Here is a 22,830-nt window from a genome sequence, read left to right on the forward strand (position 1 = left end):
TATGAAAAAGTTAAGCACACTATTCATGATGTTGGTTTTATTCACCTTTTCTTGTCAAAAACCGAGAAAAATGACTTTGGTGGGGAAAACGATTGAATATCAATATGGAGAAAGTAAATATCATGTAAGATTTGACTCGGATTCAACCTTGCATTGGGTGGCGGTGGCTGGTGATGAAACTGGAGCCAGTGAAGACGAAATTTATTTTTCAGAATGGGTTGACGCCCATCTTTTATTTATCACTTGGGGAGAAGCAAATGGAATTGGAGTGAGTCAAATTCTTGATTTTGAAAAAGGTAAAGTTTATAACCACTTGCTTTGGGGACGTGAAGTCAGTGCGGGTCAGGGTGAGATATTGTTTGTGGAATAGCACAGGATAAATGGGAAGCCAGCTGTTCAGCTGTTTGGGTTCTGAAAGCTTTCGGAATGCAACCAGCTGTTTGGGATTTGCAATCCCGAACTTCTATCTCAGGAATTTGTAATTCCGGTACTATCATGTCCGCCTGTAAATTCTATGTGCCTGATGTGAGCTATGTGGTAAAAAATTCTTTTCTAGCCCTGTATAAGAAGAGCTTCCCCCTTATCCAGCCCATGCCTACTCACATCACATTCCTCAACGAATCAAAACAAACCCACCTCTTAACTCACCGGTTTTAATAAGATTATCTTGGACATAGCTAAATTGGAGTAAGTAGGAATAACCGCCCAACAGAGATTCTACTCCGGATATTTTGCCATCCCAGCCCTCTGATCCGGCATACACCAGCTGTCCCCATCTATTCCAAACCATCAGTTTAAAGGTTATTTCACAGGTGAAAACAGGGAAATATGGACCTTCTTGAGGATTGAATCCTGTTGGCATTCTTACCTGAGGTACAGCCTGTTCTACTTCACCACTTGCAGCTATAGTACATCCATTAGAATCTGTAATCGTTACTTCGAATATTCCAGGGTCTAAGCCTGTAAGTGTTTGACTTGTGGAGCCTTCAGCCCATAGATAGGTGTACGGTGCAGTTCCTCCGGTAACTTCAGCGATCAATTCTCCATCATTTTTCCCCGGGCAACTTGGGCTTTTCTGAATAAAATTGACTTGTAAAGGTTCTGGACCGGTCATTTCCCCATCAAAAGATATCTTACAACCAGACTCATCCTGGATAGAAAGTGAAAGATCTCCTTCGGAAATCCCACTTACGGTAAGCGTTTCCCCATCCCAAACCGAAGGGTAATCAATAACCTGTAATTCCCCTACCGCTCCGCTTAATTTTAGTATCACTTCCCCGTCATTTCCTGCTGCACAAGTCGTGGGTACAAGTATAGGTTCCACAGTGATTTCTATCGGTTCAGGATCAATCAACTCAAACTCCAAGAGCTCGAAAGCACAGGTCAATGGGTCACTTACCTCTACGGTATAAGTTCCTGCAGCGAGCCCGGAGGCAGTATTTTCTAGCAACTCAGGATCATGATCCCAGGCATAATTATAGGTTCCAGAGCCTCCTTCTGCACTGATACGAATCACTCCATCCGAATTTCCCGGACAACTGGGCTGATCCAGCTCAGAGGACAAACTAAAAGGGGCAAAACTCTCAGAATTCAGCAGGTAGCTACTGTAGTTATTGTCATACCTAAGCTCAGAATATCCAGAAGGTGGGAAAATGGTATTTACACTTAGCTGGTCTTGATCTCCGGGAGGGAAAACAAGTGGTAAATCAACTGTACCGGTATCATTGAACACCATAAACAGTTCTTGGATAGATCGAATATCTCCTTCTACTACAGCTGAGAAATCTTCCTCATCAAATCCATAAACAATCTTGGGTAGCTTCCATACACCCAGAAGTTGTGCACTTGTCGATTGACTTGGATTTGCATCGTAAAATGCTACAGGCGTATTAACGTTAACCGTATCATAGCCATAGTTGTAAAGGGTGAATGCTACTTGAAAGGAATCTTCGTTTAAGCAGGTGACTTGGGAGATTTCAGGACTTCCATCTATGGTGGGATCGTCGACTTTCAGAAGGAATGTATTGCTCTCATCTAAACAATTGCCGTTTCGTGCAAGTAGAGAAATCTGATAATCTCCCGGTTCTTTAAAATAATAGGTCAAATTAGTTTCCTCAGAACGAAACGGAGGCAGGCTTGGATAATTGGAGTTAAAATTCTGATGGGTAATCGTCCACTCAAAAGAACTTCCATTGTAGGAACGATTGGTGAATGTGACCGAGTCAGTGAACAAAGCATGTGGCTGTTTGGAAGCTATCAAACGTTTATCTGGATAAAATCTGGAATCTACACCACAGCTAACATTTACATTCATCGAAAATGAGACAAAGCAAGTAGGATCATTTGCATCCAAAACCTGAAGAGTAACTCTATACAGACCTTCATTAGCAAAGGAGTAACTCAAATTAGATGATGCTGAAACCTGGTTAGATGGGTTTTCTGACCTAGACCAGTCACCACTAAGCGGAGTTACAAACCATTTATAGGTTGGGTTGGTGATATTGCCGGAAAGTTCATTGGTAAAAAATACATTTTCGCCCGGTATTGGATATTGGCGGTCCATGTAAATTTGGACGGCTGCATTGTCATCGCAAGGAGTTTCGCATAATGGATGTGACAAACCCCTAGAAAACAAAGAGGGGTACGTACTTTCAAGAGTAAAGCGCATCCGCTCTGCTTGCCCCAAAGTAAAATCAACCTTGCATGGAGAATAATCCATGAAATTTGTACTCATATCAGCTACATCAGTAAAGAAATTTCCATTACTAAAATTCGATAAAACATCCGTATCACAAGAATTGCCGCCACAGGGTTCGGCTACGCTTTTATCCGGAGGGGTATCACAAACCATATCTCCATCTACGAGGCAGTCATCATTTTTGCAATCTCTCCCAGCCCATGTATGTAACAGCCCAAAGTAATGACCAATTTCATGCGCTAAAAGACCGGCTCCAGCTGATGTGGCAACTACTCCGTCTCTAGATGCATATCCACCGACTCCTAGCCTTGTCCACCAGTTTTCTCCTTCATAATAGGCCAAGGCTTCTCCGGTTATATCCTTAACCAGCCAAACATTTATATAGCGAGTCGCATCCCATTTCGAATGATTAACCAGCTCTCTATGATCTAAATCCTTATCAGTATTCTGATAATCGCTTGGAATGTGATTGACTCCTGTAGTGGCTCCCCCATCGGGAGCTGTGGATGCAAGACAGAATTGTATTCCGGTATCAGCTCCCTGAGAAGTATTGAAACTCCCTCTATTTGCAAACGCATCATTAAGTTCACTCACTGCATTCTCAAAATATGCCAGAGATGGTAAGTCTGAGCTAATCACATGAAAGACAATAGGAACAGTCCATATCTCTAAATCATTACTGCTCAACGTATTATTTTGACTGGCACTCCATGCTCTGAATTCTTTTGCCAGTGCTATCTTTTCATCTCTAGTAGGCTCTTCAAGATACAGACAGGCATTGCCTTGATCTGATATTTGACAAGGAGCATCTAGGATTGTCGAAAGAAGTAGGGCCAGTATAAAGAAAGAACTCCTCACCGACTCTCTATTTTGAAGCCAATCGGTAAAACAAATCTTTTTGAAAATGGAATTCCATTGCGCTTGGCAGGCACCCATTTGGGCATCTGCTCGATCAGCCTAACAGCTTCCTGGTCAAAGGCTAATCCTAAGGATTGAGTTACTTTGACTGCGCTTATGGTGCTGTCTTCGGCAACTAGGAAAGAAACTTTCACAGAGCCTTCTATCCTGTCTTTCCTATGTTCTTCCGGGTAAGTAATATTTGTCTCAAACCAGGCGTATAAACTTTCAAACCCATCAATAGGATGGGCTTCTTCTAACGTGACGCTTAATTTCTTTTGAATATCCTTCGCCTCTTCCGGGACAATCAACGGTACCTTATTGGGAACTTCAATTTTCAGCGGTAATTTCTCAGGCACTTCAATGTCGATAGGATTGGTTTCCCGTTTACCAATCGTTTCTGACTCGAATTCAATATACTCGTTGTCTTCTTTTTGCTGCTGTACATTTGCAGGGATCTCCGTCTTTTCAATAAGTGCTGAGTCAGTTATTGTTGAGTCATTAATGAATTCAGTACCACTACTATTATGTTCTCCAGTCGGCTGATCAACGATATCATCACTAGGGTAATCGACGATATCAGATACAGCGCTTTCATTCTTATTAGCTTGGTTTGCATTGTTGAAAATCAATAGTCCTATTACGCTGAAGGAAACAAGAGCAAGTGAAAACCACATGACTTTTCGCCAATTAAATGGACTCGCTTTCCTGTTCTTGTAACTCTGAAGGATTGAATCAAAATCCTTCTGCTTTTCAATATCCATCGGTGTGAGATAGACATTTTCAATAATTTCAATCTTATTTTTCATGGCTCTTCTCAAGTACCTTTTTAATTTTATTTAGCAGTCTATATGTTCTCACCTTGGCCAGGTTCTCAGTTATATTGAGAATAAACCCTATTTCTTTGAACCCCTTTTTTTCAAAAAATCGAAGCTCTATCAACAAAAGTTCTTTGATGGAAAGCTCTTCAAGAGCCTTACTTAGATTGGACAGATCCGTCTCACTAGAGGACTCTTCCGGTTCTATTTCAGTGATTAATGAGGCTTGGATGTCGGCATCCATAGAGACATACCGCACTTTGCTGCTGTCTCTGAAAAACTGATTGCATTCATTTGCCGCTATGCGATATAAATAGGAGGAAAATGGGACCTCTCTATAAACATATTTTTCCAGGCCTAGTAGCGCTTTGAGGAATACCTGTTGGGTGATGTCTTTTGATATTTCTATTTCCCTAACACGCCTAATGATAAAGCGAAAAATCTCTTCAAAGTATAGATCATAAAGTTCACGAAAATGAGTCGGATCCGATTTAGCTTGCCTAATTAGAAATTCTTCACTTACCGAAATTTCACTACCCATAAAAAGTAACTCATTGTTTGACACATTTGTATAATGCAACTATTCCAAAAAGATACACCCAGATGGGAGTTTATTTAAGAATAAATCAGATTATCGGAAATGTGCTTACTAGAATTAAGAATGGTTTGGGAGTTTATTAACGGATAAATTAATATCCCAAACGACCCAGCTGTTCGGGTTCCGAAAGCTTTCGGATTGCAATCTCCTTTGGTGTGTACGTCTTTGCGAGGAAAAAGAACGACCAAAGGGAGTTCGCTAGACGAAGCAATCTGGTTTTTCCAGCTGTTCTCGCTGTTTGGGATTTGCAATCCTGAATTGGTATTCCCTACTTTCTCTTCTCTTAGGTAAAATGCGATTTGCAATTGAACCTTTTTCATTCTCTGTTCTTTTGCCTTGATGCAAAAGAACCAAAAGATCAAGACACAGCAAAGCTTCAACCGCACATGCCTGACGCTGGCCCGTCCCGAAAGCTTTCGGGATGTCCTCCCACCGCGCCTAACAAACCAGCGATTGTGCTCAATGAATAAAGTATCAGCTGTTCGGGATTTGTAATCCCGAACTTCTATTTTAGGAATTTGTAATTCCAGTATTGATCTACTTAGAGACTTGAGTCGAAAAATAAAACATTCGAGGTTTTAAAAACCTCAACTATTAGCAATTAATTTTCCAATCAATCAGAAATGATCATTAAAAAACTACCGAGTGAGAACACCCGGTAGTTTTGAAATTTTAAACTCAATAAAGCAAATTAAGCATACTACTTTTCTCCTAAGAGCGCTATCCTTAAAGTACTTGTCCTCTGTGGCGGGCACATTTCTTGAATTCCTTAACCATCCTTTGCGCATATCTTCGCGCCTCCTTTGCGGTTAATAAACTAGTTCCTTCCTAATTCTTTCCAACTTCGCCCACTCCAATAAATGGAATCGCACCGGCACCAGTCACCTCAGGCAAAATACCATTCCACTTCTCTATGGCTTTTAGGTTGGCTTCTATCTTTCTCAGCTCAATCAGGTCAGGTGAAATATTCATCTTCTGTAGTCTTAGCGCTTCAGCTTCTGCCGTGGCAGCAGCGATGGTTTGCTCCGCTTCTACTTTTATTCTGTCCAGATCTCTTTTTGCTTTCAGCGCATTTTGCTCTGCGGTTTGCTTGGCTTCTATGGCATCTGTAAAAGTCTGAGAAAAGCTAAAATCCATTATAGAAAAGGCATCCACAGCGATGTTTGACTCAAGTAATCGAGCCTTTAGTGCTTCTTTCATTTCAGCACTCACTGCGGGTCTTTTGGTGATTAACTCTTCAGCGGTATATTTTGCAGATACTGCTTTCATTACTTCTTGAATGGCAGGATCAATGATACGCTCTTTGTATTGAACTCCGATTGTTTGATAGACCAGATTTGCTTCATTTGGCATGATGTGATAGTTCAGTGCGACTGACATAGCTACATCCTGAAGGTCAGAGGATGAGGAAGCAGCGTCGGTCGTTGCTTTTTGAATTTTCACATCCATTAGAATTACCGTTTGAACTATAGGTATTTTGAAGTGAATTCCCTCACTCAAGACTTTATCCTGAACAGCTCCGAAATTCTGAACCACTCCCCTTTGCCCGGCTCCAACCTGAACCCAGGGCTTGAAGAGAAAAATCACTACCACGACAACACCTAAAATGATCAAATTTCTCATAGGACCCTTATCCCATACTCTCTTCATCTCACTCATATTTTGATCATTCATAGTTTGTTAGTTTTGTAAAAGAAAATGGGTTTTTCCATAGTTCTTTGCGTTGAATTGTATCAAACCGTTCTTTCAGCTGTATTGATGCTAGCAACTAGAATCGGCTTGGTTAATTCCAAAGTTACGATTATGATTAGGTTCCTCTGCCCAATTGATAATAGTTTCCCAGATTAGGCCAGGACTTCAAATCCCACCATGGTAAAATCATCGTCGAAAACCTTTTTCCCGCTGTAATTAAGCCCAAACCCCGCTGCAGTGTCCTCCCACCACGCCCAACAAACTAGCGATTGTGCTGAATCGGATTGCAATCTCCATCAGTTGTGCGTCTTTGCGAGGAAAAAGAACTACAAAAGGGAGTTCGCTAGACGAAGCAATCTGGTTTTCAATCTTCTTCCATCTGTTAGGTCTTTGCAATCCCGAACTTCTATCGAAGTAATTTGTAGCTTTTAGATTCATCCATTTGATAGTCAATGTTTTGAATCGTATATTTTAGCTATTAAACACCTTATTTGTTATATTAGAATACAATTGGAAAGTGATTGAGTCAGTGTACTAATGTTTAAATTTTCCTTTACTGTAGGATTATTTATTGGTACAAATAGAAGGTGTGTAAGTCCTGTTTTTAGGTAAAAAAAGACACTTATACAGCCCCAGGTTCTTCCTCTCCTATTAGTTCGCAGTTCATAGTGCACTCGAAGATCTTTAATATCTGACTTGTAATTAGGGCCATTTGTTTTAAAAGTATTCTTTAGTGCCAACAATATGCCTCACTTCGCTGTTAGGTTAGAGTCCAAAAACATTGGAGCCTTTAATCAATTTTAATTTCAACTAAACCCAATGACTATGAAAATGAATTACACAAAACATCTTCTTGGAGGATTTCTCTTTTTATTCTCCTTAGTTCTCTTCAGTTGTAAGGATATTGTCGACCCTGGGCCAATTCCTACAGGCAACATGGAGACGTTTAATCTGGCATCTGTATCGAACCCAGGTATATCCGGAACTGCTCAGTTTATCGAAAATGACGATAACACCACAAACATCATTTTAGCACTTTCCGGAGCTCCGGCTGGCGGAATGTATCCAGCTCATATCCATTTTAATACAGCTGCCGAGGGCGGTGGTATAGCCATAACCTTAGGTACTGTAATGGGTGGTACCGGCACGAGCAGCATAATAGTTAGTGAATTGGATGATGGCACTCCAATCACCTATTCCCAATTGATGGATTACGATGGGTATATTAATGTACACGCTTCCGCTTCTGATTTGGGAACTATAGTTGCGCAAGGTGATATTGGACAAAATGCACTAACTGGCGAAACAAAAATTTATGACCTAGGCACTGTGGCTGTTCCGGGAATCAGCGGTACAGCTACATTTAGTCAGCGTAAGAATGATGAAACGTTGGTTAAAATCATGCTGGAAGGAACACCTGATGGGGGGATGCATCCAAGTCATATTCATTTGAATACTGCCGCTGAAGGTGGACCAATTTCAGTTTCGTTTACTCCTATCGACGGTACTTCAGGAATGAGTGTAACGAATGTTTCAGCATTGGATAATGAAACATCAATTACCTACGATGAATTATTGGAATTTGATGGATATATCAATGTTCACCTCTCAACCTCAGAAATGGGAACGTTGGTAGCACAAGGCGATATAGGTCAAAATGAGTTGACTGGAGTGGAAAAAGTCTATGAATTGGGAGAAAAAGACGTAGATGGTATCAGTGGTACAGCGACATTCAAAGAACGTATGAACGGTGAAGCTTTGGCTATCCTAGAGCTAATGAATACTCCAGAAGATGGAATGCACCCTGCTCATATTCATTCGAATACGGCACTTCAGGGCGGTGGCATCGTAGTGACTTTTAAACCAGTAAATGGTGCCACTGGAATGAGTAAAACCAATGTATCAATGCTGGACGATGAGACTATGATCGGCTATGATGATATTTTGGATTTCGACGGATATATCAATGTTCACCTTTCCATGGAAAATCTGGCTACAATTGTAGCTCAAGGGGATATAGGTCAAAATGAGTTGACAGGAGAATCGAAGTCTTATGTTTTGGATGAAAAAGATGTGCCAGGCATCAATGGTACAGTTACTTTTAGAGAAAGAATGAATGGGACTACACTGGCTATTTTGGAAGTAGAAAATACCATTCCTGACAGTTCTCATCCTGCCCATATCCACGCAAATTCAGCTGAAGTTGGAGGAGGTATTGTAGTTACTTTCACTCCTGTAGATGGAACAACAGGGATGAGCATGACCAATGTTGAGGCTTTAGACGATATGACCGCTATCACCTACGATGATTTATTGACTTATGATGGCTATGTGAATGTGCACCTTTCCATGGCTCAGCTTGGTGTTATCGTAGCTCAGGGGAATATTGGAAGTAATGCAGATTAAAGATTTTCATTAATCGCAATGATGCCAATAGAGTTGTTATTGGCCATTAGGATAATCCGATTATAAATAAATAATAGACTAGTAATTTTAAAAGTCCAAGTTGGTTACTTGGGCTTTTTTTTGGTAAAAAAGCATTATTCATTACCAGAATTTATGGAGTCCGATTGCATAGAGATTGCCGCATTGCGCTCGCAAAGACGTCCCGCTGCTGTTCGGGATTTGCAATCCCGAACCTCTATCTCAGGAATTTGTAATTCCGGCACTGATCTACTCAGTGACAACGGGTTGAAAAATGAAACATTCGAGGTTCTAAAAACCTCAAATATTGGCGGACAATTTTCCAATCTTAAAATCTTCCAATAACCATAAAATCCCGCTTATCACTTTCTCTGCGTTCATCCCGGCCTTTACGATGAAAAACTTCCCGCTGGTATGTTCTTTGCATCTTTTTCCACAATGCAATTCAAATACAAAGTTTTTGCGGGAGCAATAATCCTCACAATTTTGGGAGTGCTTTCGTATACATTGACCAAAAATCCTTCCCCAACAACTAAATCCCCTGCCTTTTCGGAAGGAATCAATCAGAAAATCAGGAATGCTTTTCTTGAGGTTTGGCAACATTACAATTCACTGCATCCCTACGGGTTTGAAGTGGTACAAACGAACTTGAGTACCTCTACCATGCAAGCCCAGCCTGTAATCGATTTCAGCGAAGTTTTTGGTAATAAACGCGGGTATAGATTAAGTGTGGCCGAAAAAGTCTTAGACTCTGGAGATCTTAACGTAGCCGATTTGCCAGATGAAGTTTTAAGGGGATGGTTTGCTCATGAATTGGGACATATTGTAGATTATGAGAACCATACAAATGCCGGAATGATCATTTACGGAATACGCTATTCTCTTTCCGACCAATATAAGCGTGAGCGCGAACATGAAGCAGATAGTATTGCTATCAGGCATGGCTTTAAAGATGAGATTATTGTAGCCAAAAAATACTTGCTGGAGAACGACTTTATTTCCCCAGCTTATCAGAGTCAGATAAAGAAGTTTTACATGTCTGTGCGCGGAGCGGAGCTTTGCCCTGTTGAGCGCGTCCGGATTCTTCCTAAGGTCAAGCTATAATTTCCAACAAGGCTTCCATTTTTTCAGCTACCATGACTTTAGGCGTTTTAGTCTGCCCTCCTTTCTTATTGGTTTGGGCTAAATAATCGGTGTACTGATCTTTAGAGATAACTTTTACGGAAATGCCCTTGAGGGCTTGTGATCGGGCAACAGCGTAATTCTTATTTGCTGACTTGAGTAATTCGTCGAGTTTTTCAGCTAAACCTTCGGCCTTCACGTCAGAGACTAATACCCATTGATGGATATAGTCACCATTCTCATTTTTAATTGCCCCTACCATATATTCGTTGATCGTGGTATCATAGAATTCCGCCAATTCCAAAATGGCTTTATCCATCTTCTCCTCAGAAAGCTGAGACCCCACTACGTTTAGGAAGAATTTTGTACGTCCCGTAATTTTAATCTGAGGAGGATCCAGACTTTCAAACCGTATCACATCTCCAATGGTATAGCGCCAGGCACCAGCGCAGGAAGTGAGCAAGAGAACGTACTCCTTCCCTACTTCCACCTCATCTATTCCCAATACCAACGGGTCGCTTTGTAACTCTCCCGATTCAGTTATACCTCGCTCATCAAAGGGAATAAACTCGAAAAAATAACCATGGCTCAATACCAATTTCATAGCCATAGTGCCCGGCTTACTGGTATAGGCCATAAAGCCTTCTGATGCCAAATAGGTATCTAAAATCGTAATAGGCGTTTTGCAAATCGCTTCAAAATCCTGACGGTAAGTTTCGAAGGCTACCCCTCCAGTAGCAAAAACCTGAAAATTCGGCCAGATTTCGTGAATATTATTTAACTGATGGCGTTCTATAATCCGCTGAAGCATCAGAAGTACCCAAGATGGGATTCCCGCTATTGCTCCGATATTCCAATCGGGTGCCTGCTCTGCGATGGCATCAACACGCTTATCCCAATCACTAATGGCAGCAATTTCTTTTCCCGGTCTGTAGAAAATATCAAACCAATCGGGGAAATTACTCACATTGATTCCTGAGATCTCACCCTCTCGAAAGCCCTGTTCGTTTTTTTCTAAACTCGCGGAACTGCTCAGCATTAATACCTCTGATTCAAAAAGAGATTCGGGAAAGTCGAACTCATGAAGTGAATTGATCATAGACGTCCCGACTGATTTCGTGGAAGCCAAAAACTCATTTGTAATAGGAATTCGTTTACTGCTTTTACCGGTGGTACCGCTACTTCTAGCAAAGAAATCCGGTTTGCCAGGCCAGGTAATATCCTCCAAACGTTCCTGCCTGCACCACCATTGCTCATGCATTTTATCGTAATTGAAAATTGGAACCTCTTTTCTAAAAGATGAAATCAGATCAGAAGATTTTAGAATTTCTTCAAATCCATAATACTTCCCAAAAGCCGTGTTTTTGGCTTGACTTAAAAGTTCTCTAAGCTGATTTTCTTGAGCATGTTGTGGATTATCTTCTGCTGATTGGAATTTGGCAGTTATGTCCAAACCTGCTTTAACGAGCTTCCCTATAATGGCCATATATGTTTTTTTTATCAAAAAATAACAAAGGCCATGCCTCAGGGTTAATGAGAACTTAAAGTAATACCCTACCGGTTATACATGGTGCTGTCCTAGAATAGACTTCTTAGCAGTGTTGCTCTGAAGAATAGAAAATATTCGAAGTTTTGGAAACCTCAAATGTTAGCAGGTTGGAGAATTTCACTAGTCAAAAATTTGTGTATATACTTCTTTGCTTTCTTTATTATGTATATCCGCAAGGATGCACGTACTAGAATTATGTCTGGTTCTAGCCTTGAAAAAATCCCCCTTGCCCCCTTTTATAAAGGGGGAATTGCCAAATTTGAACTTCTAGCATTAATTCAAAGCACCTACGTGCAGTTAAGCGGATACACATATTCTTTATTGCTATGTGTCTAATGTGGGCTATGTGGTAAGAAATAATCCTTCTCTATTCTCCATTCTCCTTTCTCTACTCTCCCAATCTCACATTACAGAACTGATAGCCACCGCTTGTCCTCCCATTCTTTTACTTTCATCGGCAGCTTCCATAAAGGCATAGATCTCTAAAGTCTCCGCGGGTTTCACTGGTGATATGCCTGATTTAAAGAATTCAGCTATTTTTAAAGCCAAGGGTTCATAGCCCTCATATTGTCCTAAAACCAAGTTTCCTTCAGAACCGAAAGCAGTTCCCCCATATTCATGTTTTCCAGTTCTAGTCCCTCTAAAAGTCCCAATTCTTCCATCTTTCCATATCCCTGTCACTACATCGCTGTCCGTAGTATTCGTTCGGCTCACTGATTCGCATCCAGTCCCCATTACCGTAAAAAGGATTTCCACACCGTGGATTCCGTACCAAAATAAATCCGGATGTCCAGCTTCTATAATGGCTGGACTAAAAGCATCACAACCGAGAACCTTTCCAATTTTTCCCTCATGACGTACTGCTTGCGCATTGCTCATGTATCGCAGTGAGGAGGCCGAGAAAATAGGAACTTGATTTTCTGCCGCTTCTTGATAAATCAATTGGGTATCCGCAAAACTCGACGCGACAGGTTTGTCTATGAAAAAAGGCTTTTTTGCCTGAATTATTTTTCTGGCTTGAGCTAGTCTCGGTTTTCCATCATTGGTCTCCAATAGCACCACATCGACTTTTTCGAGTAAAGCTTCAATAGAATCAGTGATCTCTATTCCCATTTCTTTGACTTGCTTAATGTAATCAGGAATTCTATCCATAGAAGATTTGATGTCCCTGCTGCCATAAGGATAAGCAGCGGTCACTTTAAAACCAGCTAATTCCGGTCTTGGATTTTCCGCGTTGAAAAGCTTGGTGAATGCCGGAGAGTGGGAAGTATCCAGTCCTATAATTCCAATTTTTATTGGATCTGCAGTAGTTTTTGCGAAGAGAGAAAAGGGCAAAGTACTGAGACTTGCGGCAGCTCCTAGCACTGTTGAATTCTTAATAAATGATCTGCGGGATGATTTCATGAGTAGTGGTTAGCTAAGTTCTTTGATTCCTAGAATTTTGATTTATTGGACATTGCAATGCTTAAAGTTTAGGTTCCCAGCCCTTTTCATAATCTCTTCCCCACAGCTTCATCGCTTTTTTATCTTTTAAAATCCTTCCTGAACTCTGGTCAATCTCCAAAGCTCTTCCGGTCCGGTAGGAAATATTGCCCAAATGGCACAGCATGACACTTTTTACAATGTCCTGATACGGGGAAACCAGTTTCTCTGCCTTGGTAATGGCATTTGTGAAATTCGTAAAATGCGCAATATCCATATCAAATCCAGCGCCTTGCTGATTTACTACCGTATTGCTTGTTGGCTCAGCACTTTTTATGAGTTTGTTTGCGTTGTCATAGATTTTATAAGAATTATCAAGTAATTCCAGCGTTCCATTTTCCCCATGAAAGGAAACTCCTGAACCCATATCGTTGATTCCTCTGCGATTGCAACTTCTGCCTTCCCAAAGAATGCTTTTATTATCTTCGAAATTAAATGAAGCAATCTGAGTATCGGGTGTCTGCCAATCGTCTTTGAAATGATAACGGCCACCACTTGAATAGACTGTTTTCGCATAGTCCACGTTCAATCCCCACCGCGCCAAATCGAGAAAATGAACCCCATTATTGACGATTTCACCGGTGCCCCAATTCCAGAACCAATGCCAGTTGTAGTGGATTAGATTGTCTTTGTAAGCTGCTCTCGGAGCCGGCCCCTGCCAAAGTTCGAAGTCCAACCACTCAGGAACTGAAGTTTCTTTACCAAAACCAATCGATTGGCGCGAATTGGTGTACCAGGCACGGGCGTAATACGCATTGCCGATTACTCCGCCGTGGAGTTCGGCGATGGCTTCCTGTACTCTTGGCCAAGATCTTCGCTGATTGCCCATTTGGACAATTTTGCCATAGGCAGAAGTTGCCTTTGAGAGCAATTCCCCCTCTGCCGGATTATGACTTCCCGGTTTCTCTAAATAGACATGCTTGCCGGCTTTCAAAGCGATTATAGCCATCGGAGTATGCCAATGATCTGGCAATGCGATAGAAATAGCATCTACATTTTTATCATCCAAAGCCCTTCTGAAATCAGAAATTCCTTGTGGCTTGTTCGGTACTCCGGACTTTTCAGCAAGTGCCAAACCATTGGTGACCGCTCGGGAATCGACATCGCAGATATATGAGATTTCTGCATTGGGAACTTTAGCAAATGCCTGAACATGTTGGGAGCCTCGCCCATTCACACCCATGATTGCCACGCGAACCTTATCTTGAACGGGATATTGGGACAAAATATTGAATGAATGCGCCGAACTCATCACGCCCAGACCCAGACTTCCAGTAACTACGGTTTTGATGAAATTTCTTCGATTGACTTCCTTCTTCATAGGTGAGTGGTTTTGGGGTTGATGATTTCGCGTATGATTAGGCGGAAAATAGTTCCCTCCCATGTTTGATTGTTTTGAGTACTTCGAGCTCGCCATTTTCATGCTTTCTACACAGGATCAAATCGGCAATTGATCCTTCTTTGAACAAAATATGACCTGGATTTATTAGTTTTTCGGGGCGAAAAGAGGCCATTTCCCATGCTTCTGTGTGAGAGGCAAGCTTATTTTTGATTAGGAAAGAAACTCCGCGACGGATATTGGAAGCTGATCCGGCAAGAATTGCAGGATTGGATTTGAGATGCAGCTTGCCTTCTAAAGTCAAGGTTACTTCTCCACCAATATGAAGCTTATAATCACCTACCGGCATTCCTGACAATGAAACTGAGTCGCTAACAAGCATGAGACTTTCTTTTTTCACTTTCTGAAAAACCTGAATCACTTCTGCCGGAAGATGAAATCCATCTGCAATAATTGAAGCTCCCAGATGATCTTGAGACAATTGTGACCAGAGGTAATTGGGATGGCGGGCTATGATTGGATGCATCCCATTTCCAAGATGAGTTGACAAACTCGCTCCAGCATTGACAGCATCCAATATTTGCTGATGTGTAGCATTCGTATGACCGATAGAAACCAGAATTCCGTGTTCCACACATCGTGTGATAAAAGGAAGGGCATTATCCCATTCTGGTGAAAGAGTGATCATTTTAATCAAACCCTTGGATTCATTTTGCCATTTTTGAACCAAACTCCAGTCAGGTGGAAGGATAAATTCTTTTGGATGTGCTCCTCTTGGGCCATCGATTGGAGATATAAACGGGCCTTCAATATGCAGACCTTCGATGCTCATTCTGGACAATTCGTCGGATTTCCGAAGGGAAACAATCTGAAGAATTAATTGACTGATCTGCTCGGGATCATTGGTGATGATTGTCGGGAAATGTGTGGTTACACCTTCTTTATATAAAAGCCTAGAAATGCCGGCTAGATTCATCGGATCTGACTGAATCTCATTGTAATCGATTCCTCCATATCCATTCACCTGAATATCTGTAAAGCCAGGCCCAAGAATCAGGTTTGGATCTAATGAAGTTTGAGTTTCTGAGATGCTATCAATTATTCCTTCGGAAAAAGAAACCGTTATCGCAGATCCATCACAGTATGAGTTGCCCTGAATCATCATGTTGAAAAAGTCCATTTTCTCACTTTATGACCATAAACCGCATAATAAACCAGATAAAGATAACAAGGGAAAAGTACCCAATAAGCAAACCGGACGTCGTACAAATCAGCTAGATAACCATAGATCAACGGCATAATTGCATTGCCGCATAGCCCCATGATCATGACGGATGCTCCCAATTTGGTAAATCTGCCAAGACCATCCAGCGCCAATGGCCAGATTCCTGCCCAGACCAATGAATTCGCCAAGCCTAGCAGCACTACAAACCAGATGGAAACATCTGTAGTAATGCCAAAAACTGTAACATCGCCGGAAGTGAATAAAATCAGGAGCGTGAAAGTCGTACCTAAAAGCGTACATATTCTTAAAATATTGACTTGGGAAATTACTTTTGGAATCAGTGAAATCCCGACCAGGTAACCGATAATGGTGAATGCAAGTGTAAAGGATGGAAAGACTTTGGCTTCCATCAATCCGATTCCAAATGAGTTGGCATAGCCAATCACTGTATCGATAGCAATCACTTGGGTGCCTACATGAAGAAAGATAGCCAAAGCTCCCAAAATCAAATGAGGGAATTGTAAAATGGAGGTTTTGATGGAATTTGCTTCGGCAAGCTCCGCACTTTCATGCTCGGTATCGATTTCTGGTAGTGGTGAAAAACGTACCATAATTCCCAACCCCACCAACACGGTTCCAACGACAGCATAGGGAGTGATTACTCGTTGGATCAATTCATCCAATACAGCGTTTTTCTCCAGCTCGCCCATGGTTTCCAGTTGTTGGAAAAGTTCGGTATCCCCTACTCTTAGTACTACCGCAGCGAAGATGATAGGGGCCAGAATTCCAGCGCCTTTATTGAAAATCCCCATGATACTGATCCTCTGAACAGCTTTATCTTTTGGGCCCAAAATAGTTACGTAAGGATTAGCGGCAGTTTGAAGTACTGCGAGGCCTGTTCCCAAGGTGAAAAGTCCAAGCAAAAATACTTCGTAGGTCCTCGTCATAGCCGCTGGAATAAAGATGTAAGCTCCTACAGCCATGATGAAAAACCCAAACATCATCCCCTTTTTAAATCCGACTGCTTTGAGTAGGTAGGATGAGGGAATCGACATCACCAAATAGGAAATGTAAAAAGCAAAAGCAACTAGGTAGGAATCAAAATTACTGAGTGTGAAAGCTATTTTGAAATAGGGAATTAGGATGGCATTGATCCAGGAAACGAATCCAAAAACAAAAAAAAGAATTCCGATAATAGCTATCGAGATCCAGGTATCCTTTTGACTTAATGACTCCGATTTTACGGCCATTGTTTTTGAAGGCATAGCTTTTTTGGGCTAATTATATAGAGTGGGAATCTCAAAATGATCAATTGAGTATCACTTTAAATACAAAATTTTTCTTCAGTAATACAAGGCTTTTCCGATCAATGCCTCGAAAGTAGTGATGAGGAGCCTTCGTCTAAAAACAATTGGTAATTGGGGTGACTTTGGAGGATGGAAGCTGGGTGATCTGGGCTAATTGGACCTTCTATGCAATTTTTTATTGCCAATGCTTTTCGACTATCAGGTACTGAGCAAATAATAGCCTTGGATTTCATGATTTGCCGAATAGACATGCTGATGGCCTGCTGAGGAACTGCCTCTATAGTAGGAAACCAGCCCTCACCGAATTGCTGCATACGACATGCATGATCCAGATCTACCACAATATAGGGCTGTTCCGTCTCAAAATCAGCCGGAGGATCATTGAAGGCGAGATGACCATTTTCTCCAATACCAACAAAAGCCACATCAATCGGATGTTTGCTGATCACTTCACCTAAACGCTTACATTCCTTTGTAGAATTCACTTCACCATTGATTAAATAATAGCCTTTCAATTGAGGTAAATGATTAAAAAAACGCTCAAGTAAGTACTTTCTAAAACTTGCTGGATGAGTAATCGGCAAGCCTAAATATTCATCCAAATGGAACACTGTAACTTTGGACCAATCAATGCTTTTTGCCGCAAGAAGTTGATTTAAGGTTTTAAATTGGCTGGTTCCAGTGGCTAGGATAATATTGGCAAAGTCTTGTTTTTGGATTGCTTCTCGGATTAAAGCTGCACCCTCTTTTGAGGCTTTTTCTCCCAATTCCATTGGATGTTGGCAAATCGTTAAGTTCATAGAATTAGTCTTTTTAAAAGTGATTTTTAATAGCTCTTAAATTATCGAAATAATTTTTATGATTGTCCTACCTCAGCACTAATCTCAATCCAGTCACCTAGCTTGTTGAGGTGAACCATGGATTGTTTTGGCACTGGCATTATTGCGGATATTCATAATAAACTTTAGAAAAAGGTAGGAAAGCATCCTCTTCCTATTTTTTCTCTTGTCCTTTTGCCTTGATGCAAAAGGACCAAAAAATCAAGACACAGCAAAGCTCCCACCGCACATGCCAGACGCTGGCTCGCTGCTGTGCCTACCCACCGCGCTTACAAAACTGGCTATTGTACTAAAGAATAATTGAAATTACACAAGATTTAGTTTATATAGATGAGTGCCAAACAGCCAAATAGATCCCCAGCAAGGAAAAGTAACTCGTAAATCTAAGATCGTATATCGTAACTAAAAACAGATTGCTTCAAGCTCATGCTTAGTTTTCACAATTACGTAAATCCCAAATCTCCTTTTCCTGATTCCCCACAGAAACAATTTTTCATTCTTTAAATCTTTCAATTTTTCAATCACTCTCTAACATTAATCCCTAATTGCTTTTCAAGTCAATTGACTTAATTTTGATTTTCAATTTTGATCTATGACTGAAGAAACCGCATCACTTAATTTTATCGAACAAATCATTGCTGACGATTTGGCCGCAGGCTTTTCTCCGGACAACCTTCGTTTTCGTTTTCCTCCTGAGCCGAATGGCTATTTACATATTGGCCATGCCGCTTCCATTTGTCTGAATTTCGGCTTGGGCGAGCAATATAATGCACCGGTCAATCTTCGCTTTGATGATACAAATCCAAGCAAAGAAGAACAGGAATACGTAGATGCTATCAAAAATGACATCCAATGGCTGGGGTTCAAATGGGCTCAGGAATGTTATTCTTCCGACTATTTCCAGCAGATGTATGATTGGGCTGTTCAGCTGATCAAAGAAGGAAAAGCCTATGTAGATGAGCAATCTGCTGAAGCTATGGCCGAGCAAAAAGGAACACCGACAACTCCCGGAGTGGCCGGCCCCTATCGTGATCGATCTGTGCAAGAAAACCTGGATTTATTCGAGCGGATGAAAGAAGGAGAATTTGAGCAGGGAAGTTATGTGCTTCGTGCCAAAATCGATATGGCTTCGCCAAATATGTTGATGCGTGATCCTCTTTTGTACAGAATCGTGAGAAAGGCACACCACCGTACCGGAACTGACTGGTGTATCTACCCTATGTACGATTGGGCTCATGGTGAGTCGGATTACATCGAGCAGATTTCACATTCACTTTGTACGCTGGAGTTCAAAATGCACCGTGAATTATACGATTGGTTCCTCGATCAAATCTATGATCCAGCCAAGTTGAGACCAAAGCAGCGTGAATTTGCACGTAGAAATCTCAGCTATACGGTGATGAGTAAGCGGAAACTCCTAGAACTGGTACAGAGCAAAACTGTGACGGGCTGGGATGATCCGCGTATGCCTACCATCTCGGGTTTGAGACGAAGAGGCTATACACCGGAATCCATCCGTAAATTCTCAGATATCTCAGGGATCTCAAAGCGAGATAGTGTGACTGATGTTTCTTTATTGGAATATTGTATCCGGGAGGATTTAAATAAAACCGCCACCCGTGCGATGGCTGTTTTGGATCCGGTGAAATTGGTCATAACCAATTATCCGGCGGGAAAAACTGAATTTCTTTCCTCAGAAAACAATCCTGAAGACCCGAATTCGGGTTCACATGAGTTGCCGTTTTCTGGCGAACTTTACATAGAGCGGGAAGATTTCAAAGAAGAGGCAGGTAGCAAATTCTTCCGGTTGACTCTCGGAAATGAGGTACGTTTGAAAAGTGCATACATCATCAAAGGTGAATCTGTTGTAAAAGATGATTCTGGGAAAATTGTTGAAATCCGATGTACTGCTGATTTGGATTCCCGTTCCGGAAGCGGAACCGAGGCCAGTACACGAAAAGTCAAAGGAACCCTTCATTGGGTTTCTATACAGCACGCCATCAAAGCGGAGGTTCGCGAGTATGACCGTCTGTTTTTGGATGAAGCACCAGACAGTCACGAAGACAAAAACTTTATGGAGTTTGTCAATCCTGATTCCTTAAATGTGATCAAAGAGGCATATCTAGAACCATATTTGAAAGAAGCCAAGATAAGCGACAAGTTTCAGTTTCAACGTCTAGGTTACTTCACAGTGGATAAGGATTCCTCTGCTGATAAACTTGTATTTAATAAAACGGTAGGTTTACGAGATTCCTGGGCCAAACAACAGCCTGCTCCGGCTGCTCAGAACAATCAGCAAGCTAAGCCTACAAATCAAGGCGGAGGACAGCCTCAAGGCCAACGATCTGCCTTGAATGAAATTCAGAAAATAGCAAAAAAGTACACCAACCTTTCAGGTGATAAGCTTGCAGCTGCCAGAAATGATATCGCAAGATTGGCTGAAGAGGTAACCTACGAGGAATTAGCCCCTCTATTTCAAACGGCTGCCAAAAAGGTTGGAACCCGAATCGGTGCGATGATTACGTTGGGCGTTTTATTGAATAACGGTCAGGTGAGAAATTCTGAAATCGAAACCTTTATTACGGCTGGATTAGCTGATGAAAATGAGCTATTGGTTGAAGAAGCTAGGAGTATTGAGTCGCAGTAAGTGAACAGTTCCAGTTAACAGTCGCAGTGGTTAGTCTCCATTATTAGTGTCATCTGTCGCCTAAGTACCTGCTTATCTTTAGGTGAAAGTTGAAGGGTCTATTTACAGTAAAAAGTAATCGCCCGTTGAAATATTCAACGGGCGATTACTTTATTAGAGCAATTTCAATGTATCACTAAAGAAGTTAATGATAGTCTCATGTTTATTTTCATTTAAGATTTCAGAATTTACTCAACTTCTTTCTCCGAAAGTGTCATTTCATATACAAATGGGGATATTCTATTTCTTATACATTAATTCACCCAATTCATAGTCGGCAGGCTCCAAGCTTGTCAAATATAGATAAAGTGCTTCCAAGTCCTCATCTGACATTCTGGAAAAGGGCCCCCAATGCATAGGTGATATTTTGATCAATCTTCCCTGCCGGAATCTTGCCTTCCACTGTTCAACGGTCTTAAACTTGGAAAGGGCGCTGTTAGGATGAGGGGTAATATTGGGAGTTTTCATCCAAAGTTCAGGATCCCCACCAACTGCCAATGCATATTCCGGCCAAGGTTCAAACTCCATCCCTCCACCATATTCTGGCCCAATTGCTTCAAATGTCATCGGATCTCTGGCGGTATGGCAGCCTACACAGTTTGCTACATATCGAGCTAAGTATTCTCCACGTACTATAGATGCTTCCATCGGTGGAGAAGATGGATGAGGAGTCGGTTTTTCAATCGGCTTAAAAGAGGCGGCCAACACCCGTACGGCCTTTCCCATAAAAGTCCACTCGTTATTAGGAACTTCATTCTTGACAGGTTCCATGCTTCTCAAATAGGACACCACAGCTATCAGGTCTTCATCAGCCATATCCCAAAAGGGCATCAGCATGGATAATGTGGCCGTTCCATCGGGCTTCACTGCATGGCGCATCATTCTGAAGACCTCACTGTCAGAGTATCTTCCAATACCAGTAGTTGGGTCGGGTGTTAAATTTTTTGGATAAATTGTTCCTATTGGACCCAAAGGGAATTTTGCTCCTCCCTTTAATGGAATATTTTTTCCAGCATCAGCGGATATCATTTCCGCGACACTGCCCACATGACAATTGGAACAATGAGCAGGTCCATGAACCAGATATCTACCTCTTTCAATGACAGTGGAATCAGTGCTTACCTGAAGATCTGGGTAAGGAATGTCATAGGTTTTGTTCCATGACAATTGAACATAAATTACGAAGCTTCCAATCACTACGATAAGAAGGATTAGAATACCGAAAATGATTTTCTTTGCCATGAGGGTTGGGTTTAAAGTTTGACTGATATATATCGCGTTACTTTTTATTCCATTGCATAAGACTATCTGATGCTTTTTAAAAGGATTTGAATAAGGCTATTTCCGCCAAATGTGAACTTCTAATTCTATTTCGATTAAAAATTCGGGTAAGGCCAAGCCTTTCACTTCAAGCCAAGATCCGGTTGGAAAATGTTTGGTATAGATTGAGTTTCGGAAATCCGCATGTTCTAAAAAAGTCGGCATATCTGTGGTAAATACATTTTCTACGACCACATCGTCAAAGGTGCAGCCGTAGTGCTTCAACACTTTTTCCAGATCGGAATAGCAATTTTTCATCTGTTGGAGAAAATCACCTACCGCAGTGGGCCCACCTTCATCGTCCATGCTGACTGCACCTGAGACTTTTATACTGTTTCCAATCTTGACAGCATGGGAATATCCATAGGCTTTTTCCACTTCAGGTCTGAGACAGAAGTACTCGGGTTTTTCAGAGTTCATGATTAATTGTTTAGAAATTATATATAAAGATTTTTGGCAAGTGTAATGCTGATAAACACGCATCCCCCTAGATCCCATCACTCTTTAATTTTTATCACAATTTCACTTCTGTGGACATGGTAATCGGTTCCAGTACCGTATGACTATCTTTTATATGCTGAATTTTAGGATCGTTGATAATTGCCCCTAATTTTTCGATATCATCGGTATCGATCACTATCAAAATTGAGTTGGGATCATCAGCATCCTGGAAGGTTCGGAATCCATTAGACGCAGGTGCGAATATTCTTACTCTATCTTCATGGCCTTTTAGCCAAGTATTGATATCCCCTACTTTGTGACGAAATACATAAGTTGCCATTGTTTTTATAGTTTAAATTTTGCCTACTCTGGACGGTTTTCGGCTGGTCCGTT

The 22,830-nt window shown here is 41.4% G+C and carries 19 protein-coding genes; 4 read left to right on the forward strand and 15 right to left on the reverse strand.

Features of this window, described 5'->3' with window-relative positions; translation table 11 throughout:
• Position 1: 1 nt before the first annotated feature.
• Positions 2–370, forward strand: coding sequence for a MoaF-related domain-containing protein (locus tag SYJ56_RS02520; RefSeq protein ID WP_323832057.1), 369 nt, complete (start codon positions 2–4; stop codon positions 368–370).
• Positions 371–613: 243 nt separating this feature from the next.
• On the opposite strand, the gene SYJ56_RS02525 is transcribed toward SYJ56_RS02520, so the two are convergent.
• The 6 genes from SYJ56_RS02525 to SYJ56_RS02550 form a co-directional block, all read right to left on the reverse strand.
• Positions 614–3,556, reverse strand: coding sequence for a M43 family zinc metalloprotease (locus tag SYJ56_RS02525; RefSeq protein ID WP_323832058.1), 2,943 nt, complete (start codon positions 3,554–3,556; stop codon positions 614–616).
• On the reverse strand, positions 3,553–4,404 hold the full coding sequence (locus tag SYJ56_RS02530; protein ID WP_323832059.1) for an energy transducer TonB: 852 nt from the start codon (positions 4,402–4,404) through the stop codon (positions 3,553–3,555). Before SYJ56_RS02530 ends, SYJ56_RS02525 begins: the two co-directional genes overlap by 4 nt.
• The gene (locus tag SYJ56_RS02535; RefSeq protein ID WP_323832060.1) at positions 4,394–4,954 is read right to left on the reverse strand and encodes an RNA polymerase sigma factor; all 561 of its coding nucleotides are present in this window, start codon (positions 4,952–4,954) and stop codon (positions 4,394–4,396) included. The genes SYJ56_RS02530 and SYJ56_RS02535 overlap by 11 nt, the downstream gene beginning before the upstream one ends.
• A 74-nt stretch (positions 4,955–5,028) precedes the next feature.
• Entirely contained in the window at positions 5,029–5,331 is a 303-nt protein-coding gene (locus SYJ56_RS02540; protein WP_323832061.1) for a hypothetical protein, read from the reverse strand.
• Between the two features lie 508 nt (positions 5,332–5,839).
• The gene (locus tag SYJ56_RS02545) at positions 5,840–6,685 is read right to left on the reverse strand and encodes a prohibitin family protein (RefSeq protein ID WP_323832062.1); all 846 of its coding nucleotides are present in this window, start codon (positions 6,683–6,685) and stop codon (positions 5,840–5,842) included.
• 234 nt (positions 6,686–6,919) lie between these two features.
• Positions 6,920–7,141 carry a hypothetical protein gene (locus SYJ56_RS02550; protein ID WP_323832063.1) on the reverse strand — a complete coding sequence of 74 codons (222 nt, stop codon included), beginning with the start codon at positions 7,139–7,141 and terminating at the stop codon, positions 6,920–6,922.
• Between the two features lie 393 nt (positions 7,142–7,534).
• On the opposite strand from SYJ56_RS02550, the gene SYJ56_RS02555 reads away from it, so the two are divergent.
• Both SYJ56_RS02555 and SYJ56_RS02560 read left to right on the forward strand, forming a co-directional pair.
• Positions 7,535–9,109: a CHRD domain-containing protein gene (locus tag SYJ56_RS02555; RefSeq protein ID WP_323832064.1), complete on the forward strand. Its 1,575-nt coding sequence runs from the start codon at positions 7,535–7,537 to the stop codon at positions 9,107–9,109.
• 456 nt (positions 9,110–9,565) lie between these two features.
• Positions 9,566–10,231 (forward strand): M48 family metalloprotease, encoded by a 666-nt coding sequence (locus tag SYJ56_RS02560; protein WP_323832065.1) that lies wholly within the window; start codon positions 9,566–9,568, stop codon positions 10,229–10,231.
• On the opposite strand, the gene SYJ56_RS02565 is transcribed toward SYJ56_RS02560, so the two are convergent.
• From SYJ56_RS02565 to SYJ56_RS02590, 6 genes are all read right to left on the reverse strand, one after another.
• Positions 10,221–11,735 (reverse strand): GH3 family acyl-acid amido synthetase, encoded by a 1,515-nt coding sequence (locus SYJ56_RS02565; RefSeq protein ID WP_323832066.1) that lies wholly within the window; start codon positions 11,733–11,735, stop codon positions 10,221–10,223. The two genes, SYJ56_RS02560 and SYJ56_RS02565, sit on opposite strands and share 11 nt — an antisense overlap.
• A 465-nt stretch (positions 11,736–12,200) precedes the next feature.
• A complete protein-coding gene (locus SYJ56_RS02570; RefSeq protein ID WP_323832067.1) occupies positions 12,201–13,202 on the reverse strand; it encodes a Gfo/Idh/MocA family protein in 1,002 nt (333 codons plus the stop codon).
• A 61-nt stretch (positions 13,203–13,263) separates the two neighbouring features.
• On the reverse strand, positions 13,264–14,601 hold the full coding sequence (locus tag SYJ56_RS02575) for a Gfo/Idh/MocA family protein (protein ID WP_323832068.1): 1,338 nt from the start codon (positions 14,599–14,601) through the stop codon (positions 13,264–13,266).
• Between the two features lie 37 nt (positions 14,602–14,638).
• On the reverse strand, positions 14,639–15,799 hold the full coding sequence (locus tag SYJ56_RS02580; protein ID WP_323832069.1) for an N-acetylglucosamine-6-phosphate deacetylase: 1,161 nt from the start codon (positions 15,797–15,799) through the stop codon (positions 14,639–14,641).
• On the reverse strand, positions 15,781–17,109 hold the full coding sequence (locus SYJ56_RS02585) for a sugar MFS transporter (RefSeq protein ID WP_323832070.1): 1,329 nt from the start codon (positions 17,107–17,109) through the stop codon (positions 15,781–15,783). Before SYJ56_RS02585 ends, SYJ56_RS02580 begins: the two co-directional genes overlap by 19 nt.
• 101 nt (positions 17,110–17,210) lie before the next feature.
• Positions 17,211–17,951, reverse strand: a complete 741-nt coding sequence (locus tag SYJ56_RS02590) for a glucosamine-6-phosphate deaminase (protein ID WP_323832071.1) — start codon at positions 17,949–17,951, stop codon at positions 17,211–17,213.
• 631 nt (positions 17,952–18,582) lie between these two features.
• Between SYJ56_RS02590 and SYJ56_RS02595 the strand changes: the two genes are divergently transcribed.
• Complete coding sequence (locus tag SYJ56_RS02595) at positions 18,583–20,637, forward strand: glutamine--tRNA ligase/YqeY domain fusion protein (protein ID WP_323832072.1); 2,055 nt, start codon at positions 18,583–18,585, stop codon at positions 20,635–20,637.
• 279 nt (positions 20,638–20,916) lie between these two features.
• On the opposite strand, the gene SYJ56_RS02600 is transcribed toward SYJ56_RS02595, so the two are convergent.
• The 3 genes from SYJ56_RS02600 to SYJ56_RS02610 form a co-directional block, all read right to left on the reverse strand.
• The gene (locus SYJ56_RS02600) at positions 20,917–21,918 is read right to left on the reverse strand and encodes a cytochrome c (protein WP_323832073.1); all 1,002 of its coding nucleotides are present in this window, start codon (positions 21,916–21,918) and stop codon (positions 20,917–20,919) included.
• Between the two features lie 96 nt (positions 21,919–22,014).
• Positions 22,015–22,416, reverse strand: coding sequence for a RidA family protein (locus tag SYJ56_RS02605; RefSeq protein WP_323832074.1), 402 nt, complete (start codon positions 22,414–22,416; stop codon positions 22,015–22,017).
• 94 nt (positions 22,417–22,510) lie between these two features.
• On the reverse strand, positions 22,511–22,777 hold the full coding sequence (locus SYJ56_RS02610; protein ID WP_323832075.1) for a hypothetical protein: 267 nt from the start codon (positions 22,775–22,777) through the stop codon (positions 22,511–22,513).
• Between the last annotated feature and the right edge of the window lie 53 nt (positions 22,778–22,830).

It is taken from the genome of Algoriphagus aurantiacus (assembly GCF_035156405.1).
Taxonomy (GTDB): domain Bacteria; phylum Bacteroidota; class Bacteroidia; order Cytophagales; family Cyclobacteriaceae; genus Algoriphagus; species Algoriphagus aurantiacus.

Excerpts from the sequence above, each read along its gene's own strand:
- SYJ56_RS02520 (WP_323832057.1), top strand. The coding sequence starts at position 2 with ATGAAAAAGTTAAGCACACTATTCATGATGTTGGTTTTATTCACCTTT.
- SYJ56_RS02530 (WP_323832059.1), bottom strand. The coding sequence starts at position 4,404 with ATGAAAAATAAGATTGAAATTATTGAAAATGTCTATCTCACACCGATG.
- SYJ56_RS02535 (WP_323832060.1), bottom strand. The coding sequence starts at position 4,954 with ATGGGTAGTGAAATTTCGGTAAGTGAAGAATTTCTAATTAGGCAAGCT.
- SYJ56_RS02540 (WP_323832061.1), bottom strand. The coding sequence starts at position 5,331 with ATGAAAAAGGTTCAATTGCAAATCGCATTTTACCTAAGAGAAGAGAAA.
- SYJ56_RS02545 (WP_323832062.1), bottom strand. The coding sequence starts at position 6,685 with ATGAATGATCAAAATATGAGTGAGATGAAGAGAGTATGGGATAAGGGT.
- SYJ56_RS02550 (WP_323832063.1), bottom strand. The coding sequence starts at position 7,141 with ATGAATCTAAAAGCTACAAATTACTTCGATAGAAGTTCGGGATTGCAA.
- SYJ56_RS02555 (WP_323832064.1), top strand. The coding sequence starts at position 7,535 with ATGAATTACACAAAACATCTTCTTGGAGGATTTCTCTTTTTATTCTCC.
- SYJ56_RS02560 (WP_323832065.1), top strand. The coding sequence starts at position 9,566 with ATGCAATTCAAATACAAAGTTTTTGCGGGAGCAATAATCCTCACAATT.
- SYJ56_RS02565 (WP_323832066.1), bottom strand. The coding sequence starts at position 11,735 with ATGGCCATTATAGGGAAGCTCGTTAAAGCAGGTTTGGACATAACTGCC.
- SYJ56_RS02570 (WP_323832067.1), bottom strand. The coding sequence starts at position 13,202 with ATGAAATCATCCCGCAGATCATTTATTAAGAATTCAACAGTGCTAGGA.
- SYJ56_RS02575 (WP_323832068.1), bottom strand. The coding sequence starts at position 14,601 with ATGAAGAAGGAAGTCAATCGAAGAAATTTCATCAAAACCGTAGTTACT.
- SYJ56_RS02580 (WP_323832069.1), bottom strand. The coding sequence starts at position 15,799 with ATGGACTTTTTCAACATGATGATTCAGGGCAACTCATACTGTGATGGA.
- SYJ56_RS02585 (WP_323832070.1), bottom strand. The coding sequence starts at position 17,109 with ATGCCTTCAAAAACAATGGCCGTAAAATCGGAGTCATTAAGTCAAAAG.
- SYJ56_RS02590 (WP_323832071.1), bottom strand. The coding sequence starts at position 17,951 with ATGAACTTAACGATTTGCCAACATCCAATGGAATTGGGAGAAAAAGCC.
- SYJ56_RS02595 (WP_323832072.1), top strand. The coding sequence starts at position 18,583 with ATGACTGAAGAAACCGCATCACTTAATTTTATCGAACAAATCATTGCT.
- SYJ56_RS02600 (WP_323832073.1), bottom strand. The coding sequence starts at position 21,918 with ATGGCAAAGAAAATCATTTTCGGTATTCTAATCCTTCTTATCGTAGTG.
- SYJ56_RS02605 (WP_323832074.1), bottom strand. The coding sequence starts at position 22,416 with ATGAACTCTGAAAAACCCGAGTACTTCTGTCTCAGACCTGAAGTGGAA.
- SYJ56_RS02610 (WP_323832075.1), bottom strand. The coding sequence starts at position 22,777 with ATGGCAACTTATGTATTTCGTCACAAAGTAGGGGATATCAATACTTGG.